The organism is Pontibacter sp. GD13 (assembly GCF_058216355.1).
The window spans coordinates 20474-39888 of the sequence record NZ_JBYZMQ010000014.1 but is presented as its reverse complement, the minus strand read 5'-3'; the positions used below and the strand labels follow the sequence as shown (position 1 = coordinate 39888).

Genomic DNA, 19415 nt, shown 5'->3' with positions numbered 1-19415 from the left:
TCATTCTCCTTCACGATTCCCATTTTGAAAACCAGCTTATAACAGAAGCTAGAGCGAGGCCTATGTCCGTTGAAAAAACCTTTTCCTCTGCCAGCCCTCTGGCAACCAGTGCATCAGGAAAGTATAGGGTGCATATACAATCTGTATCTTGTTTCATTACGTACCTATCTACACAACATCGGTTACAGATTAAACTTATCTGCGCTGTTGTGGGTTTAATTAAAATATTAACTCTAATTTTGTACCATACATTTTAAATATTAAGAACATGGTTTTAACTAACATTTTCTTGTTTCTTGGAGGCCTTGGAGGCACAGAGGTCCTATTAATCCTGTTAGCTATCTTGCTGCTTTTCGGAGCCAAGCGCATACCGGAACTTGCCAAAGGTCTTGGCCGTGGCATTAGAGAATTCAAAGACGCCACGAAAGAAGTAAAGAACGAGATCGAATCTTCCGTTAAGGACGACAACCACTCTAAGTAATCCTCTTATCATAAGCGTTTTATAAGGCTATGTACTTAGGTACTGTTTTCCTTTTCCTGGGGGACTTGGGAGGAGGAGAGATGCTCGTTATATTAACAGCAGTGCTATTATTGTTTGGGGCAGATCGCATTCCTGGCCTGGCCCGCTCTTTAGGCCGGGGAATCAGGGAATTTAAGGAGGCCACCAATGAAATCAAAAACGAACTAGAACGTTCTATCGACGACGACAAGAAGTCTAATTAGATTGAAACAGTATAACTCGCTACACGACATTCGCGCTGCCATTACCGGGGGGCAACTGACCTGCCGACAATTGGTGGAGCATTACCTTCAGAATATTAAAGAAAAAGCAGGATTGAACGCTTTTTTAGAGGTGTTTGAACAAGAGGCTTTTACACAGGCAGATATTGCAGACCATAAAATTGCCAACGGCACTGCCGGTAAACTGGCGGGCATGGTTATCGGTATCAAAGATGTGCTTGCCCTGGAGGGGCATAGCCTGCAGGCCTCCAGTCAGATCCTGAACGGTTTTAAGTCGTTGTACACAGCTACAGCTATCCAGCGCCTGCTTGCCGAAGACGCCATTATTATTGGTCGCCAGAACTGCGATGAATTTGCCATGGGCGCCTCGAACGAGAACTCTTCCTTCGGGCCTGTGCTTAACGCAGACGACAACAGCCGTGTGCCCGGAGGATCTTCGGGTGGATCGGCAGTGGCAGTGCAGGCAGATCTGTGCCTGGCCTCTATCGGTTCCGATACGGGGGGCTCTGTGCGTCAGCCGGCGTCTTTCTGCGGAGTGGTCGGTTTAAAGCCCACCTATTCCCGCATTTCCCGCTATGGCCTCATCGCCTACGCATCCTCTTTTGATCAGGTAGGCATCATCACCAAAAGCGTGGCCGATGCGGCCCTGTTGCTCGAGGTGATGGCTGGCAAGGATGACTTCGATAGCACAGTAAGCGCGCGCGCGGTTCCTGCTTACAGCGAGTTGTTGCAGACCGACAAGAAGTATAAGATTGGCTATATCCGCGATTGTTTCGAAAGCGAGGGCCTGGAAACAGAAGTAAAAGATGCCATCCTGGGTGTAAAGGACATGCTAAAGGATGCCGGGCACGAGGTGGAGGCGGTAGAGTTTCCGTACCTGGACTACATGGTACCTACCTATTATATCCTGACAACGGCAGAGGCCAGCTCTAACCTGGGCCGCTACGATGGCATAAAGTATGGCTACCGTTCAGACAATGCCACAGACCTTACGTCGTTATACAAAAAGACCAGAGCCGAGGGCTTTGGTCCTGAAGTACAGCGGCGCATTATCCTGGGTACCTTTGTGCTGAGTGCTGACTATTACGATGCCTACTACACCAAGGCGCAGAAAGTAAGGCGACTGATCAAAGAGAAAACGGACGAGTTGCTTCAGGCATATGATTTTCTTATATTGCCTACCGCTCCTACCACAGCATTCAAAATAGGAGAGAATACAGCAAATCCTTTGGCTATGTATTTAGCCGATATTTTTACCGTACAGGCCTCGTTAGCGGGCGTACCGGCCATATCTATACCAGTTGGCCGAGATGCCAACGGCCTTTCCATCGGGTTACAGTTGATGACCCGCTCATTTGAGGAGCCGCAACTGCTTGCTTTCTCGAATTACATCCTGGATAAGATAACCGTTGAAGCATAAAGTTAATCATGATTTACACCAGACTCTTTACAGTTTTGGCGGCTATAGTCGGCAGCTGTTGGGCCGTATGCGCTCAGGCTACCGACTATAGCCGTTTTATTGACCCGTCTGCAGCCAAGGACACCCTCAAACCCCTGCTCGGCACCTCCCCCCTTTCGCCTGAAGAGCTTGCGCTGCTGATCGAGTACATCCCCAATGAACCTAATGAGGTCATTCAGGACCGAATCAGCTGCATTGAGTCAGATATCCCAATGGAGTTCAATACTTTTGTCAGGAGCCATATCGATTACTTCACCATCCGGAACAGAAAGTATACCCGCACCATGATCACGCGGCAGAACGTATACTTCCCGCTGTTTGAGAAGTACCTGCAAAAGTATGACATGCCCCAGGACCTTAAGTACCTGGCTATTGTAGAGTCCGGGCTTAAGCCAACGGCCAAATCGCCGGCTGCCGCCGTGGGATTGTGGCAATTTATCAGAACCACGGGCCTGGAGTACGGCCTCGAGCAAAATCAGTATGTGGATGAGCGCATGGACCCTGAAAAGTCGACGGATGCGGCCCTGCGTTTCCTGCGCCGTTTGCATAAAACCTACGGGGACTGGGAACTGGCCCTGGCCGCTTACAACTGCGGCCCCGGTAACGTGAACAAAGCTATCCGGAAAGCTGGCGGGGGCCAGAGATCTTTCTGGGAAATATTCCCTTACCTGCCGCGCGAAACCCGCAGCTATGTGCCTAACATGACAGCGGTGATCTACTCGATGAACTACGCGGCCGAGCATAATATTTTCTCTGACTCCCTTCTCTACGAGCCCAAAGTGGCCTACCTGGAGGTTACCAAGGCAATAGACCTGGATAAATTAGCCCTGGAACTGCATTTGAAGCCGGAGGAACTGATGGCGCTGAATCCAGAACTGCAGAAAAGGGAAGTTCCCGAGCATCTGCGCAACTACAAGTTGCGCATTCCGGCACAGCGTGCCCAGTTGCTAGCCTCGGCATCCGACAAAGAATGTATCCTGATCGCCTCTGCTCCGGTCAAAACCCCGGAAAAACTTTCTGAACCAGCTAAGAACCCGGTTATGCTGGCCACTACAAAGGTTGAAAAAGAAGCTCCGGCACCCACCCCGGCTGAAAAGGACCTTCCTGAAAAAATAAGCTATACGGTAGTGCGCGGCGACAACCTGACCGCCATCGCCAACAAACACGGGGTCACCATCGAGCAGCTGAAAGATTGGAATGATCTGAAAGGAAACACCATCAAGTATGGTCAGAAACTTGCTGTGCTACAACAGCCCTCTGTTCAAGAGGAGGTTGTAGTGGTCACCGCCCAGCAGGCAGCTACCGCTTCTAAACAGGCAGGTGCTAAATTAGCCGTTGAAAAGAAGATACAGCAAGAGCAAACGATTTACCATGTTCAGCCCGGCGACACGCTCTGGAATATTTCGCAGCGCCACAACGGCATTACGGTAGAGCAGATCAAAAAACTTAACAAGCTCAGAACAAATGAAATAAAGCCCGGCCAAAAGCTTATTTTAAGCTGAACGCCATCGGCAATAATTCTAAAAGGGCACCCTGGTAAACAGGGTGCCCTTTTGTTTAGGATGCTTAGCCATTCCCTTGTCCTGCAGCAGCTGGAGATGCACTAAAAATTTGCATTTTCTGCTTTGCAATGCCTTCAGAGCGCTTATCTTTGAAGGTTGGCTTTTGGATTAACGCTTATTTCTTATGAAATTGGTCTTTAGCCTCCCAATCAGGCTAATACTGACTAAAGCCTTACCAAGGCCGAACATAAATTACACGAACAACAGCGCACAAAATGATCAAAGTAAATAGAGAAGACGCCTTAAATTACCATTCGCAGGGGCAACCCGGCAAAATAGAAGTGGTGCCAACCAAAATGCTGAGCACACAGCACGATCTTGCCCTCGCCTACTCTCCTGGCGTTGCCGAGCCGTGTAAGGAAATTCACGCCGACAAAGACAACGTGTACAAGTACACGGCAAAGGGGAACCTGGTAGGCGTGATCTCTAACGGCACTGCCGTTTTGGGGCTCGGCAACATCGGGCCAGACGCTTCAAAGCCGGTGATGGAGGGCAAGGGTGTGCTGTTCAAAAAATTTGCGGGCATCGATGTTTTCGACATTGAGATAGACTGTTCTGACCCGGAAGAGTTCATACGGATCGTAAAATCGCTGGAGCCTACTTTTGGCGGCATTAACCTGGAAGACATAAAGGCCCCGGAGAGCTTTAAAATCGAGAACGCCTTGAAGGAACAGATGACGATTCCGCTGATGCACGATGATCAGCACGGGACGGCCATCATCTCGGCGGCGGCACTCTTAAATGCCCTGGAGATAACCGGCAAAAAGATAGAGGAGATACGCATGGTTATGAACGGGGCTGGTGCCGCGGCCATTGCCTGCGCCAAGCTTTACGTGGCCCTGGGTGTGAAGATGGATAACATTGTCATGCTGGATAAAGAAGGCATTATACGCCCGGAGCGAAACGATCTGGACATATACAAAGCCCAGTTTGTAACCATGCGAAAGGTAGACACCCTGGAAGACGCCATGCGCGACGCCGATGTTTTCGTAGGCTTGTCGGCTGGCAATGTGCTACCCGCCGAATACGTGAAACTTATGGCCAACGACCCCATCATTTTCGCGCTGGCAAACCCCGACCCTGAGATTGCCTACGACACCGCCATGGCCACCCGCGAAGACCTGATCATGGCTACCGGCCGCTCCGACCATCCGAACCAGGTAAACAATGTGCTGGGCTTCCCCTACATTTTCAGAGGGGCGCTGGACGTGCGCGCAAAAGAAATAAATGAGGCCATGAAGCTGGCTGCCGTGCGGGCACTGGCAGACCTGGCCAAAGAAACCGTGCCCGAGATGGTGCACAAGGCCTACGGAGACAATACCATCGCCTTCGGGCGCTTTTACCTGATCCCTAAACCCCTGGACCCACGCCTGATCACGACTGTATCGCCGGCGGTGGCGAAAGCAGCCATGGACAGCGGCGTTGCCCGCTTGCCGATCACGAACTGGGAGCTGTACGAGCAGGAGCTGCAGGAGCGCATCGGTGCAGACCAGAAGCTGATGACCCGTATCACCAACCAGGCGAAGAAGAACCCGAAAACGGTTGTTTTCGCAGAGGCGGATCATTACAAGATTCTGAAAGCAGCCCAAACGGTTAACGACCAGCGTATCGCCCACCCCATCCTGTTGGGTAACCGGAAGCGTATCCAGGCCATCATCGAGGAAAACAACCTCGACCTGGATGGAGTGCGGATCATCGACACCTTCGAGGAAGACGAGAAGCGGGAAGAATACGCGCACTTGCTGTATGAGAAGCGTAAGCGCAAGGGCCTGACCCTTTTTGATGCAAGGCGCCTGATGCGCGATCGCAACTATTTTGGCAGCATGATGTTGAATACCGGCGAGGCAGACGCCCTGATCTCCGGCCTTACCCGCGACTATTCTAAAACCATTGCCCCAGCGCTACAAGTAGTTGGTGTGGAGGAAGGCATTAACAAGGTGGCGGGCATGTACATCATCCTCAATAAAAAAGAGCCATACTTTTTTGCTGATACCACTGTAAACGTGAACCCGACCGCCGACGAACTGGTGGATATCATTGGCCTGACCGCCCGCACGGTACGTTTCTTCGACACTGAACCGCGCATAGCCATGCTGTCGTACTCAAACTTTGGCTCTGTGATGGGGGATATACCCAATAAAGCGGCCGAAGCGGTGCGCAAAGCGAAAGAAAGATATCCTAACCTGTTGATTGATGGTGAAATGCAGGCAAATACAGCGCTGAACCGTCAGTTACTACGCGAGCACTACCCATTTAGCGAATTGGCAGAAAAGGGGGCAAACACCCTTGTGTTCCCTACACTGGCCTCTGGCAACGTGGCATATAAGGTGCTTCAGGAAATCGGCGGGGCTGAGGCCATTGGTCCAATCCTGATGGGGATGCGCAAGCCGGTGCATATTTTGCAGTTGGGCAGCTCAATACGTGAAATTATAAATATGGTGGCAATAGCTGTTGTAGATGCACAGAATTATAACAATCAACATATATAGATGATAGCCTATATTGATGGTAAACTCGCGCATAAAGACCCGACGTATGTTATAATTGACATCAATGGCCTGGGTTACCAAATCAAAATCTCGCTGAGCACGTATTCTTCGCTACCAACCGGAGAGCGTTGTAAGCTATACACCTACTTAAATATTAAGGAGGATGCGCACACCCTCTACGGTTTTACCACTGTGGCAGAAAAAGAGGCCTTCCTTCACTTAATATCTATCTCAGGCGTGGGTCCCAATACGGGCCTCATGATCCTGTCTTCCCTTTCGGTGGAAGAGGTGCAGCAGGCAATCGTGCGCGAGGATGTGCGCACGATTCAGAATGTGAAAGGAATTGGGGCTAAAACAGCCCAGCGTATTATATTGGAGTTAAAGGATAAATTAAAGAAAGAGGTATTGCTTACGGATAGCTCGGCACCTTCTGCTGCATACAATACAAACAGAGCAGAAGCGTTATCAGCTTTAGTTACGCTCGGTTTCGCAAAAAATGTAGCCGAAAAAACGTTGGACAATATCATCAAAAGAGAGGGCAATGGCCTGAATGTGGAAGAACTGATAAAGTTCGCGTTAAAGTCATCTTAGAACTTGTTTAAATTTCGTTTCAGGGAGTGAGAATTGACCATAAAAGACGCTGACGAAACCTTTTTGGCGCGTTATAGCCGCGTGGTGAGGCAAGGATGATGGCTTCGTCCGATCTTTTCAGGGAAAGGTAACGGCAGGTTTCCCAAAATGTTAAGGAACAGAGAATTTATGGACACCATGCAGCCTGAAACATAAACGTAAAACATGATCTAAATAGATTCTACCCAATTTGATCTGGAAAAGTAAAAAAAACAACCTGCTGCTGGTTACGGTTGCTGCTATCTCTATGCTGGCCTGGTGGTCCCAGGCGGAAGAGGTGCGCTCGCGGACCAGAATTAGCTTCACTATTCTCCAAAACCTGCTGGCCAGGCAGGACACCGTTAAAAAAGACACGGCCTATATCCCAAGCCGCAGGCCCACCTTTGTGCCTCGCGACCGCAGGGGAAATCCTTTCAGTACCCGTTCCTCCGCATCCCCGTTGCTGCTGGGGCAACCAAACAACCTCAAGCTGAACGTAGAGCTTGACGACAGCCTGCAACAGTACAACATTACGGAAACCCTGGGCGATATCAACTACCGGCCACCTTCCGCCATGACGATGCAGCAGTACTCGGAGTGGCAGCAGCGGGAAGCCATCCGTAGCTACTGGCGCGCAAAATCAGCTGGCCTCGACGGGGAGAGCGTGGTGAGCAGCAACCGCCTGATCCCTAAGATTTACATCAGCCCGGTGTTTGACCGTATTTTTGGCGGAAACTATGTGGATATACAGCCAAACGGCAATATCTCCCTCAAATTCGGCGCGCGCTTTAACCGCAACCAGAACCCCACTATACCGCTCCGCCAGCAGCGCACCGGCGACTTCGACTTCGATCAGAACATCTCTTTGAACCTGGTAGGCAAGATCGGGGAGAAAATGCGCATCAACTTTAACTGGGATAACAACGCCAACTTCGACTTCGAGAACAACATGAAGCTGGACTACACCGGGTATGAGGAAGAGATCATCCGGAAAATAGAGGCTGGAAATGTTAGCCTGCCCCTAAATAACTCCCTTATATCAGGTGCCCAGAACCTGTTCGGCATTAAAACCCAACTGCAGTTTGGCCGCCTGGGCGTTACCACCATCGCCTCCAACGTGCGCGGGCGCAACGACGAAGTGGTGATCCAGAATGGCGCCCAGAACAAGCCTTTTCTGATTCGGGTAGACCAATACGACAAGGACCGCCATTTCTTTCTTGCTCAGTTTTTCCGCGACCGCTATAACCAGGCCCTGGCCAAGTTGCCGCTGGTAAACTCAGGCATCGTAATCCGACGACTGGAGCTGTACGTGACTAATAACAACCGCTCTACCGAGAACCTGCGCAACATGGTGGCCTACATGGACCTGGCCGAAGCCGACCCTTACCGCGACCAGTTTGAAAAGGGGCGCCCCCCAACCGCCCCTGCCGACAATGACGCAAACTCACTTTACAGTATCCTGACAAATTCCACTGCACGCGATAACACAAAAGTGGATGAGTACTTGCGGGCCCGTGGCTTGCAGAAAGGCATTGACTTTGAGCACGTTCGGGCCCGAAAGATGGACCCGCGCGAGTATAAATTCAATCCGCAACTAGGATATATCTCCCTTAGTACCGCCCTCCTGCCCGATCAGGTGCTGGGCGTAGCTTTTGAGTACACTTATAATGGCAAAACCTACCAGGTAGGGGAGCTCATAGATGATTATCAGAACCTGGATGACCAAAAGGTGATCCAGATGAAATTGCTTCGCGCCACCAACCCATCCCTGGATTACCCCACTTGGGATCTGATGATGAAGAACGTGTATAGCCTGGACGCCACGCAGCTAAACCGCCAGAATTTTCAGCTACAGGTAATTTACAAAGACGATGAGACCGGAGTAGACATTACCAGCTTAAAAGAGCCCAGCCCCATCCAGAACGTACCGCTGGTAGAGGTGCTGAACCTGGATAACGTAAACTCAAACAACGACAAGCCAAGCGACGGCAATTTCGATTTTCTACCGGGCATTACAGTGGACCCTGAGACTGGTCGCATCTTCTTCCCGGAGGTGGAGCCTTTTGGCGATTACCTGGCCCAGAAACTTGCCGGCAGGCCCGAGCTGATCGATCGGTATGTGTTTCAGGAACTCTATGACCAAACCCAGACAGATGCCCAGCAGAACAGTGTAAAAGCCAAATTCTTTCTGAAAGGGCGCTTTCAGGCAACCTCAACGGATGAGATCATACTTCCGGGTTTCAGGATTGCCGAAGGTTCGGTGGCAGTATACTCTGGCGGCACCAGGTTGCTGGAGGGTACAGACTACCAGGTGTTTTACGACCTGGGCCGCATCAAAATACTGAACCCCAGCTACATCAGCTCTGCCAGCGACCTGCGGGTCACGTACGAGAAAGCCGAACTGCTTAACATTCAGCCCCGCGCTTTGCTAGGGGCCCGCTTCGATTATCGGTTGAACGAGGATGTGAACCTGGGGGCCACAGTGCTGCACCTAAGTGAGCAGCCCTACATTAACCGCGTAAGTATAGGCGACGAGCCGACCAATAACACCATTTACGGCTTTGATGTGAACGTGCAGAAAGAGTCGCGTTTTCTGACCAAAATGACAGATGCCATACCGCTAATCCAAACCAAGGTGCCCTCGCTGGTATCTTTCAGCGGTGAGTTTGCGCAGCTTGTTCCTGCCAACACTAAATCGGCGGTGAACGAAGACGGCGCCTCTTATATTGATGATTTTGAAGGGGCCGAGACGCCCTATAGCCTGGGGGGCTTTAACAATTCGAGCTGGAGGTTAGCCGCCACACCTACCCCCTTGATTCCCGGTGCCGGCCTGGCTTACTCCTACAACCGCGCCAAATTAGCCTGGTACACCATAGACCAGATATTTTACCGCGACTCAGATGGCATTAGGCCCAAGAACATCACCAAAGAAGAACTCCAGAACCATTATGTAAGAGGGGTACGCCGAAACGAAGTCTTCCCGGGCCGTGACCCTGAGATTTCGAACACTTTTGAATATACTTTTGACCTGGCCTATTACCCATCCGACCGGGGGCAGTATAACTATAACCCGAACTTAACCCCGCAAGGCCGCCTGGCCGGAGATCCGCGCCAGAACTGGGGCGGTATTAGCCGCGACATCTCCTTTGACACCGACTTTGACAATGCCAACATCGAGTACATTGAGTTTTGGCTGATGGACCCCTTCCTGACAGGGCCAAACGGCAGAAAAGATGCACAGGGCAACCCGGTTAACAGCAACGCAGGGGGCGACCTGGTGCTGAACCTGGGCAGCGTGTCTGAAGACATCCTGAAAGACAACCTGTACGCCTTTGAGAATGGATTACCAACCTCGGGAGATAACCTGCAGAATATCCAGCAGACTATCTGGGGCCGCATCACAACACAGCAGTTCCTGACAGATGCTTTTTCCGGAGTGCCGGGGGCACGTCAGTTTCAGGATATCGGCCTGGATGGCTTGAATGATGCCGACGAACGTAGCTACTTCCAGAACTCCTTCCTGAACCTAATACCAGGCACACCACCGCAAACAGTTCTCGACGACCCTTCTGCCGATAACTTCCTGCACCACCTGGACCCGGCTTACGATGGCCAGAATGCCGGCATACTGGCCCGTTACAAGAACTTTAACGGCATGGAGAACAACTCACCGGAGAATAGCCGCTTTTCTAATTATGCCTTCCCCGATAAAGAGGACCTTAACAAAGACAACGTGATTAACGATGTTGAGCAGTATTATGAGTACAAGGTAAACCTGCAGCCAGGGCAGTTAAATGTAGGGCAGAACTACATTGTGGATGCCGTACAGAACAACGTGAACGGACAGGCAGTAACCTGGTACCAGTTCCGCATCCCGGTGCGCCAGCCAACGGGCACCGTAGGTAACATCAACGGTTTTAAGTCGATCCGGTTTATGCGCATGTACATGACCGACTTTGCCGATCCGGTGGTGCTCCGCTTTGTGCAGTTCCAGTTTGTGGCAAACCAGTGGCGCCAGTACGTGCAACCGCTCACCGACGGCAATCCCTGCCTGACTTGTACTAACGATGCTAAATCGTTTACCATCTCCACCGTTAACATCGAGGAAAACGGACAGGCCGTGGAAGGGGAAATACCTTACGTGGTGCCCCCGGGCATCCAGCGCCTCCGCGACTACGCCTCCACCAACGATCGCCGCCAGAATGAGCAGTCGCTGCAACTGTGCGTGGAAGAGTTGAAAGACTCCTTCTCCAAGGCTGTTTACAAGAACATCTCCCTGGACATGCTGATCTACAAGCGCCTGAAAATGTATCTACACGCCCAGAGCCCCGACCCAGGCTTGCGTGACGGTGAGATGCAGGCCTTCATCCGAATAGGAACTGACTTTACCCAGAACTACTATGAGTATGTGGTTCCGCTGGAGATAACGCCTCGGGGCAGCACAGCCCCTGAAGCGATATGGCCGGTGGGGAACCAGATCGATATCGCCCTGGAAGACTTTGTGGACGCCAAAGTTCAACGGAACCTAAACCCTAATTTTGACCGCTTCCGCCCTTTTGAGGTAACCGTGAACGGAAAGACGATTCGGGTGGTGGGCAACCCGGACTTCAGCGAGGTGCAGGGCATTATGATCGGTATCCGCAACCCGAGCAACGACAGCCAGCCGCACTCCTTGTGTATGTGGGTGGATGAGCTGCGCGTAACCGATTTCAGAAACCAGTCGGGATGGGCAACCAACGCCAGGCTCAACACCAAACTAGCCGACTTTGCCAATATCACGGCCACCGGCGCTTATACCACCGTAGGCTTTGGAGGCCTGCAGCAGAAAATTGCCCAGCGGTCTCGGGAGAACACCGCCCTCTTTGATGTTAGTGCCAACGTGGTAGCCGACAAGTTCCTGCCCGAGAAACTGGGAATCAGGGTACCGCTGTCGGTGCAGTACGGCACCATGGTCAGCGAACCACAGTTTGACCCGCTCGACAAGGATGTGCTGCTGGAAGAATCGTTGACAAGATTCGATTCAAAACAGGAACAGAAGGAATACCGCCAGGAAGTAACCACCCGTGAGACCCGAAAAAGCATCAGTTTGTTAAACGTGCGCAAGGAACGCACTGACCCTGAGGATAAGGTAAGGCTTTACGACATCGAGAACCTTTCCTTCTCCTACTCTTATGCCGAGCGCGTGTTTACAAACATCGAAACAGACCGGGACTTCACCAAGACCTATAATGGCGCTGTGGCTTACAACTATACGGCCGTCCCAAAAAATTATGCTCCTTTCGCCAAGAGTGAGGGCTTTAAATCGCCTTACCTGCGCCTGATCAAAGACCTTAACTTTACACCGTTACCCAGCAGCTTTGCATTCCGGGCCGACCTGGACCGCCACTACAACGAGACGTTTTTACAGCGACGGGATCCGGAGACAGGTTTAATCACCACGCGGGGCCTGGCCCCTACGTTCCAGAAGTATTTTTACTTTAACCGCATCTATGACCTGAAGTGGGATTTAAGCAAAAGCCTGTCGCTGGATTACACAGCTACTAACCGCGCCGTGATTGATGAACCGGATAACAGGATTAATCACGACATCGACTCTTTGGCTTATAAGAATAAAGTTATCTGGGATAACCTGAAAGACTTTGGCCGTAACACCAACTTTAACCAGTTGGTGGCGCTCAACTACAAACTGCCGCTCGACAAGTTCCCGTTAGTGGACTGGGTGGGCGCGGAAACACGCTACGCCGTTACTTACATTTGGACAGCCGGATCGACGGCCCTGAATCAGGAAGCCGACTTCCAGTTGGGCAACACTGTAGAAAATAACAGCGAGTTTAGCCTGAATGGAAAGTTTGACATGGTGAAGCTGTACAACAAGGTGAAATTCCTGAAAGCGGTGAACTCGCCTGTGCCAGTCGGAAAGCCCCTTGCCCAGCTTCCAAACGACACTACTGCTACTGCCCAGGCGCAGAGGCCCGCGTCGGAGATGAAGTTTGTGAAAGGCCTGGCCCAAGTGCTGATGATGACCCGCTCCATTAACTTTACCTACCTGGAGAACCGGGGAACTTTGCTGCCGGGCTACCTGCCTAAAACAAAGCTCTTTGGGTTTGATGATGGCTTTGATGCCCCGGGTCTGCCCTTTATTCTGGGCAAACAATACGACCTGGACGAGCTATACTTTAAGGCCCGCGACAATGGCTGGTACACAGACAGCAGCCAGTACCTGAACACGCCGTTGAGTTCTATCCTGACGGAGACCTTTACAGGCCGCGCGAACCTGGAGCCTTTCAGGAGCTTTAACGTGCAGTTAGATGCGCGCCGCACCAAGTCTGTGATCGAGGAGATATTCTACCGGAAAGAGTTTGACGACTTTGGTGAAGTAGGTGTTACCGACCAACGGCAAAACCCGTTTAACACGGGCGCCTTCAGTACCTCTTTCCTGGCTATTGGCACTTTGTTTGAGTCCTCGGGCGCGGGCACATCCGAGGCCTTCGATAATTTTATCCGGAACCGCTATGCGGTACGGGAAAAGCTTTCTGCTGTAAACGCGGCAGCCGGCGACTCGGGCTACACGCTCAACTCGCAGGAAGTGCTCCTCAAGTCGTTCCTGTACGCCTACCAGGGCAGAGACATAAACGGCTACAAAGCAGCGCCGGATAATCCGTTCAAGCGCCTGCCCATCCCGAACTGGCGCCTGGACTACAACGGCCTGTCGCAGCTTCCTTTTTTCCAGAAATGGTTCAGCCAGGTAAACATCACCCATGCCTATAACTCCAGCTATAACGTTACCAGCTTTACCACATCGCTGGCTTATGACCGCGAGCCCGCCGGATTCCCGACGGAGAAGAACAATTTCGGCCAGTTAGTGCCCTATTACATTGTAAACCAATTAACCGTGGCCGAGAGGCTGGCTCCTTTGCTGGGCATAAACTTCCGGACCAAGACAAACTTCACGGGCCGTATCGAATATAAGATTGAACGCAACCTGTCGCTTAACCTTACCAATGCCCAGGTAACGGAAACCAATGTGAAAGACTATGTGGTGGGCTTTGGTTACAGTACCAGCAATTTCCGGATACCGTTCAAGATCGCCGGCCAGCGCCGCGTGCTGGACAATGAACTGACCATGCGCCTGGATTTCTCGGTACGGGACAACCAGACCGTGCAGCGTGCCATCGCCACCGATGACCAAGGCATAGAAAGGAGCCAGAACCAGATAACCAACGGCACCCGCCAGTTACAGCTACGCCCAACCGTAGACTATGTGCTGAGCCAACGGGTGAACCTGCAGTTCTATGTGCTGCGCACCGTGTCCGATCCTAAGATTTCTACTTCGTTCCGAAACAGCATGACAGAAGGCGGCGTTCAATTGCGAGTTAGTTTGCAATAAACTTTTGGCATTGCGAAAAAGGGCGTATTTTTGAACAGTAATCTTAACCAGAGAAATAAATGAACTTACCAGAAAACCTAAAGTATACCAAGGATCACGAGTGGATACGCATTGAGGGTGACGTAGCTTTTGTAGGCATCACTGACTTTGCGCAGGGCGAGCTTGGCGACATCGTTTATGTAGACATCGACACGGTGGATAAAGAAGTGAGCCAGGAAGAAGTTTTTGGAACCGTGGAGGCCGTGAAAACCGTATCCGACCTGTTCAGCCCTTTGAGCGGCACCGTACTTGCGTTTAACGACAAACTGGAAAGCAACCCTGAACTGGTAAACTCCGATCCTTATGGTGATGGCTGGATCATCAAAATGTCAGTTAGCGACAACAGCCAGGTAGCGGGCCTACTCTCAGTAGATGCCTACAAAGAGCTGATCGGCCAGTAATTCTAATGCTTCAAAAAAAACCAAATAGGTAGTGATCTTACGCTTTAACCTATTTACCATACTTTGGGCAGCAATGATCCTGTTGGCAACATTGCTGCCCTCTACCTCTATGCCGCCGCTTTCGATCTGGGAACTTTTCTCTTTCGACTCGTTTGCGCACGCGTTCTTATTCTGCGGACTTACCTTTCTGATGATCGTGGGACTAACCAAGCAGTTTACCTACCTCAAGCTCAGGCATTTTGCGATTAGATCCAGCTTTCTAATAAGCACCATGTTTGGAATCTCCATCGAACTACTGCAACATTTTTTTATCTATGGTCGACAGGGTGATATTATTGACGTGCTGGCAAACACCACTGGGTGCCTGGTAGGCATCCTACTTTTTAAATGGGTTTATATTTGGTAGAACGGCTTACTGTAAAAGGATGAAGCGCGTTTATACTTTCCTGCTTTTCTTTACCCTGCTCCTGCCTGCTGCCTTTGCCCAGAATATGCAGCGGGTACGCCAAACCATCGATACGCTTACCTCTCCCTTTTTCCATGGCCGTGGGTATATTTACGAAGGCGATTCTAAAACAGCCGCTTACCTGCAGGGCAGGTTTAAAGCAATGGGCCTTAAACCCCTGGGTGAGAATTACTTCCAGAGCTTTCGTTTTCCGGTAAACACCATTGTAGCAACTCCCCTTTTGCAGGTAAACGGCAAACCCTTAATACCCGGCAGGGATTTTGTAGCTAACGCTTCCTCAGGTTCAGGCAGTGGCAAGGCCAATTTAGTTGTGCTGGACACCGCAGTATTTACCAGCCAGTCAGCGGCCCGCAAATTTTTTTCCGGCAACCTGGCGACAAAAGCACTGGTTTACCGCCAGCAGGATGCGAAGCGCCTGGCTGAACTGTCGCCAGGCCACCAACAAAAAATACAAAAGGCTAAACTGCATATCATACTGCAGCCAAACGCACTGCTCACATCCGTAGCACATAGCCAAGGCCCTTCCCCGGTTCTGGAGGTGCTTGCAAGCGCCTGGCCGCCTGATGCCCGGGAGGTCCGGTATAGTGTTAAAGCTAAGCTAAATCCGCAACACGAGGCGCACAATGTGCTAGCCTACATAGCGGGTAGTGCGCAACCAGACTCCTTCCTGGTTTTCTCGGCTCATTACGACCATTTGGGAGGGCAGGGCAAAGGCCTATACTTTCCGGGGGCAAACGACAATGCCAGCGGCACGGCCATGCTGCTGGAACTGGCCGCCTACTACAGCAAACCGGAAAACAGGCCCAGGTATAGCATCGCCTTCATGGGTTTTGCTGCCGAGGAGGCAGGTTTGCTGGGTTCTTTCCATTACGTAGAGCATCCTGTTTTCCCACTCCTGCAAATACGGTTTCTGCTGAACCTGGACCTGCTGGGCACAGGCGATGCCGGCTTGATGGTGGTGAATGGGAAGATTCACCCGCGGGAGTTCTGCCTGCTGGATAGCCTGAACGCACAGCACAACTATTTGCCGCAGCTAAAGAGCCGGGGCAAAGCCGCTAACTCTGATCACTATCCTTTTTCTGAACAGCAGGTGCCCGCCTTCTTTTTCTACACTTTGGGAGGCACCGCAGCTTACCACAATACCCAGGACTATGCCCGCCAGCTGCCCCTCTCCAGGTTCCCGGAGGTATATCGCCTGCTCCTGGATTTTGCCAAAGAATTGCAGTCACCTTAACCGCCATTCTCTCTTTTTCTGCTATTTCTCCTTCCCTGCAGCAATGCACCCCTCAGAAGCAGGCGCACCGTTAAAATTTATTGTGCGATGCAACAAAGTACTGTTGCCAAACTGAATTCAAATCTTTAGTTTTAGCTTTACATTACATTCTCATTTCCCGAAAAAAGCTTATTCCGATCTTACAATGGCAAACGCTTCTAGGTACTGCTGTAGCCTGCTTTTCCTGTTGGCAGGGTTACAAGGTTTTTTACCTGTAAACCTGCGCGCGCAGCAGCCCACCCAGGAAATAAGCCACCAGTTGCTACAAAAACTCTCCCCCCCGGCACACCGCGCTTTGCAGCTCGGCGGCACCGGTTCGTATCGCGTAAAAGTACAGAGCGAAACTGCCTTTCAAGCCTGGCTGCAGCAGACTCCGGAAACCGTAGCGAGGCCTGTGAAAGGGCATAAAAACACCTACGAGCTTTCCGACCTTACCAAGGCCAAACTAACGCAACTTCTATCTGCCCCATTTGTCACGTTTATTGACCGCGGGAACCGCACCCCGCAAGAGGAACTTAAGCTAAAGGATGCCGACTTTGTGGCGAACAACATTCCGGCAGTGCAGGGCCAATACCCTTCCTTAAACGGGGCAGACATGGCCGTCTCCATCAAGGAAGGAGCCTTTAACCCGGAAGACATCGACCTCAGGGCACGCATCCTTTCGCCTGCCACAATGGCTAAGGAATACACGGTGCATGCCACCACCATGGCTACCATCATTGGAGGGGCAGGAAACTCGGGGCCAAAAGGGAAAGGAATTGCACACAGGATCTTGCTGGCCTCATCCGACTTCAAAGAATTATTGCCCGATAACAGCAGCACACTACTCTCGCAAGGCATTGGTGTTCAGAATCATTCTTACGGGGTGGGCATCGAGAACTATTACGGCCTGGAAGCCGCAGCCTACGACCAGCAAACCTACATGAACCCGCAGCTGCTTCATGTGTTTTCTTCTGGCAACAGCGGAAATATGGCCGATGCAGTGGGCACCTACGCCAACCTGCCCGGCTTTGCCAATTTAACGGGTCAGTTTAAGAACTCGAAAAACACCTTGTCTGTCGGTGCCCTGGAAGCAGATGGCAAAGTTGGCCTGCAAAGCTCACGAGGGCCTGCATACGATGGCAGGATAAAGCCCGAAATGGTGGCTTTCGGAAAAGGAGGAACTTCGGAGGCGGCAGCTGTTGTATCGGGTATAGCCGCCCTGGTGCAGCAGGCCTACAAAATGGAGCATGCCGGAGTGTTACCGCCTGCAGCCCTGGTAAAAGCAGCACTGCTAAACAGCGCCGACGATGCAGGCACAGCGGGTGTGGACTTTGCCGCAGGTTTTGGAAATGCCGATGCACTGGGGGCCATTAGATCGATACAGCAGAATCGCTTTGTGGTGGGCACGGTTGCGCAGGGTGGTAAAGCCATTATACCGGTCAATGTGCCTTCCGGTACGCTTCGGCTAAAGGCAACCGTTGTGTGGCACGACCCGGAGGCCAAGCCCAACGCCGCCATCGCCCTGCTCAACGACCTGGACCTGCTGGTAAGGCACACCACCACCGGCACCACCTGGCAGGCCTGGGTTTTAAGCACCTACCCACACCCCGACTCATTGCTTAGGCCTGCCCGCAGAGGAATAGACCGGATAAACAATGTAGAACAGGTCTCGATAGACCTGCCTGAAGCCGGCACATACGAACTCGTGGTGCAGGCGTATCGACTGCAAGGCGCAGCACAGGAGTTCAGCCTGGTGTATGAGTATGAAAACACGCTGGAGTGGCTATACCCAGGTCAAAGTATAAGTTTACAGGCTGGCAGCAACACACAGCTACGCTGGCAAGGAGGCCACCCCCAAGAAAAAGCGATGCTGGAGTTCCGGTATACCACAGAGCAGAACTGGCGCCCCGTTAAAGAAGTAAGTCTATCGGATGCCTACGCCGCCTGGCAGCCCCCTGACACTTTTGCGGTGGCGCAGCTCAGGCTGCTTACGTCCACCCAGGAGGTTTTATCGGCGCCATTTATCATCAGCAGCCCCTTGAAGTTACAGGTTGGCTTTAACTGCCCGGATTATACTTTAATTTCGTGGCCTGCTTTAAAGGGCGCAGGTGCCTTTCAGGTGTACGGTTTAGGGCAAACGTATCTGGAGCCCCTCTTATCCACTTCTGATACCCTGGCCATACTTGATAAAAACATGATGGCTGCCTCCGGCGGGTTCGTGGCAGTGGTGCCTGTCGTGGCGGGTAAAACCGCTTTGAGCAGCGATGCCATTGCTTTCGAAAGGCAAGGAGTAGGTTGTTATGTCAAAAGCTTTTTACCGGATAGGTTCGTAACGGATACTGTTTCGCTGAACCTGGAGCTAGGCTCCCTCTACAACCTTGCCTCCATTACCTTAGAACGCCGTGTGCAAGGAATTTTTAAAGCAGTTACCACCCTTAAACCCGGCATGCAACTCGCTTACAAGCTGCAGGACCTTAGCCCAGCGGCAGGCAGCAACCTGTACCGCATAAAGTTAGAAACACGGGCCGGAGTTACTTATTACAGCCAGGCAGAAGAAGTAGTGTTTATCAAACCAGGTCATGTACAGGTGTACCCTAACCCTGTGGAAGCAGGCCAGCCCCTTTCCATCGCCGTCAGCCATGACACAGCGCTCATACAACTCTTCGACCAGGTTGGGAGGCTTGTTTTGGAAACAGAAGAAGTTGGTGTGGTAAAAACACTTGACACAACAAACCTAACAAAAGGCTTATACATTCTTCGTTTACGAACTCCGAATGGGGAGCATGTTTCCACCCGGGTTGTCATTTTGTGATGGTCTTATTCAGACAGGCAAGTATGGCAACCGTGCCGAATGCTGGGTTGTGGCTGAGAACCTGTTTGCTGGATACAACTTACTTTGTTTCCGGCTGCTCTGGTAAATCCACCTTAAAATTATTCCTACAAGATTTGCTTCGATGATTAAAATGGGCGAAGTAGGTTCTGGACTCCTCCTCCCTTTGGAATAAGG

At 51.5% G+C, this 19415-nt stretch carries 11 protein-coding genes; all 11 read left to right on the top strand.

The annotated features are described in order from the left end of the window. The first annotated feature begins 268 nt into the window (after positions 1–268). The gene (locus AC4BAN_RS15985; RefSeq protein ID WP_490565418.1) at positions 269–481 is read left to right on the top strand and encodes a Sec-independent protein translocase subunit TatA/TatB; all 213 of its coding nucleotides are present in this window, start codon (positions 269–271) and stop codon (positions 479–481) included. A gap of 29 nt (positions 482–510) precedes the next feature. Beyond that, on the top strand, positions 511–723 hold the full coding sequence (locus AC4BAN_RS15980) for a Sec-independent protein translocase subunit TatA/TatB (RefSeq protein ID WP_490565417.1): 213 nt from the start codon (positions 511–513) through the stop codon (positions 721–723). Position 724: 1 nt separating this feature from the next. After that, entirely contained in the window at positions 725–2161 is a 1437-nt protein-coding gene (gatA, locus tag AC4BAN_RS15975) for an Asp-tRNA(Asn)/Glu-tRNA(Gln) amidotransferase subunit GatA (RefSeq protein WP_490565416.1), read from the top strand. 8 nt (positions 2162–2169) lie between these two features. Then, a complete protein-coding gene (locus AC4BAN_RS15970) occupies positions 2170–3702 on the top strand; it encodes a lytic transglycosylase domain-containing protein (protein WP_490565415.1) in 1533 nt (510 codons plus the stop codon). 275 nt (positions 3703–3977) lie between these two features. Beyond that, entirely contained in the window at positions 3978–6251 is a 2274-nt protein-coding gene (locus AC4BAN_RS15965) for an NADP-dependent malic enzyme (RefSeq protein WP_490565414.1), read from the top strand. Next, the gene (ruvA, locus tag AC4BAN_RS15960; protein WP_490565413.1) at positions 6252–6842 is read left to right on the top strand and encodes a Holliday junction branch migration protein RuvA; all 591 of its coding nucleotides are present in this window, start codon (positions 6252–6254) and stop codon (positions 6840–6842) included. It abuts the gene before it with no gap. 229 nt (positions 6843–7071) lie between these two features. After that, entirely contained in the window at positions 7072–14247 is a 7176-nt protein-coding gene (sov, locus tag AC4BAN_RS15955; RefSeq protein WP_490565412.1) for a T9SS outer membrane translocon Sov/SprA, read from the top strand. Positions 14248–14306: 59 nt separating this feature from the next. Continuing rightward, positions 14307–14687: a glycine cleavage system protein GcvH gene (gene gcvH / locus AC4BAN_RS15950; RefSeq protein WP_490565411.1), complete on the top strand. Its 381-nt coding sequence runs from the start codon at positions 14307–14309 to the stop codon at positions 14685–14687. Positions 14688–14718: 31 nt separating this feature from the next. After that, on the top strand, positions 14719–15093 hold the full coding sequence (locus AC4BAN_RS15945) for a VanZ family protein (protein ID WP_490565410.1): 375 nt from the start codon (positions 14719–14721) through the stop codon (positions 15091–15093). 19 nt (positions 15094–15112) lie between these two features. Then, entirely contained in the window at positions 15113–16387 is a 1275-nt protein-coding gene (locus tag AC4BAN_RS15940; RefSeq protein ID WP_490565409.1) for a M28 family metallopeptidase, read from the top strand. A 184-nt stretch (positions 16388–16571) separates the two neighbouring features. Further along, positions 16572–19220, top strand: coding sequence for a S8 family serine peptidase (locus AC4BAN_RS15935; protein ID WP_490565408.1), 2649 nt, complete (start codon positions 16572–16574; stop codon positions 19218–19220). The last annotated feature ends 195 nt before the right edge of the window (positions 19221–19415 follow it).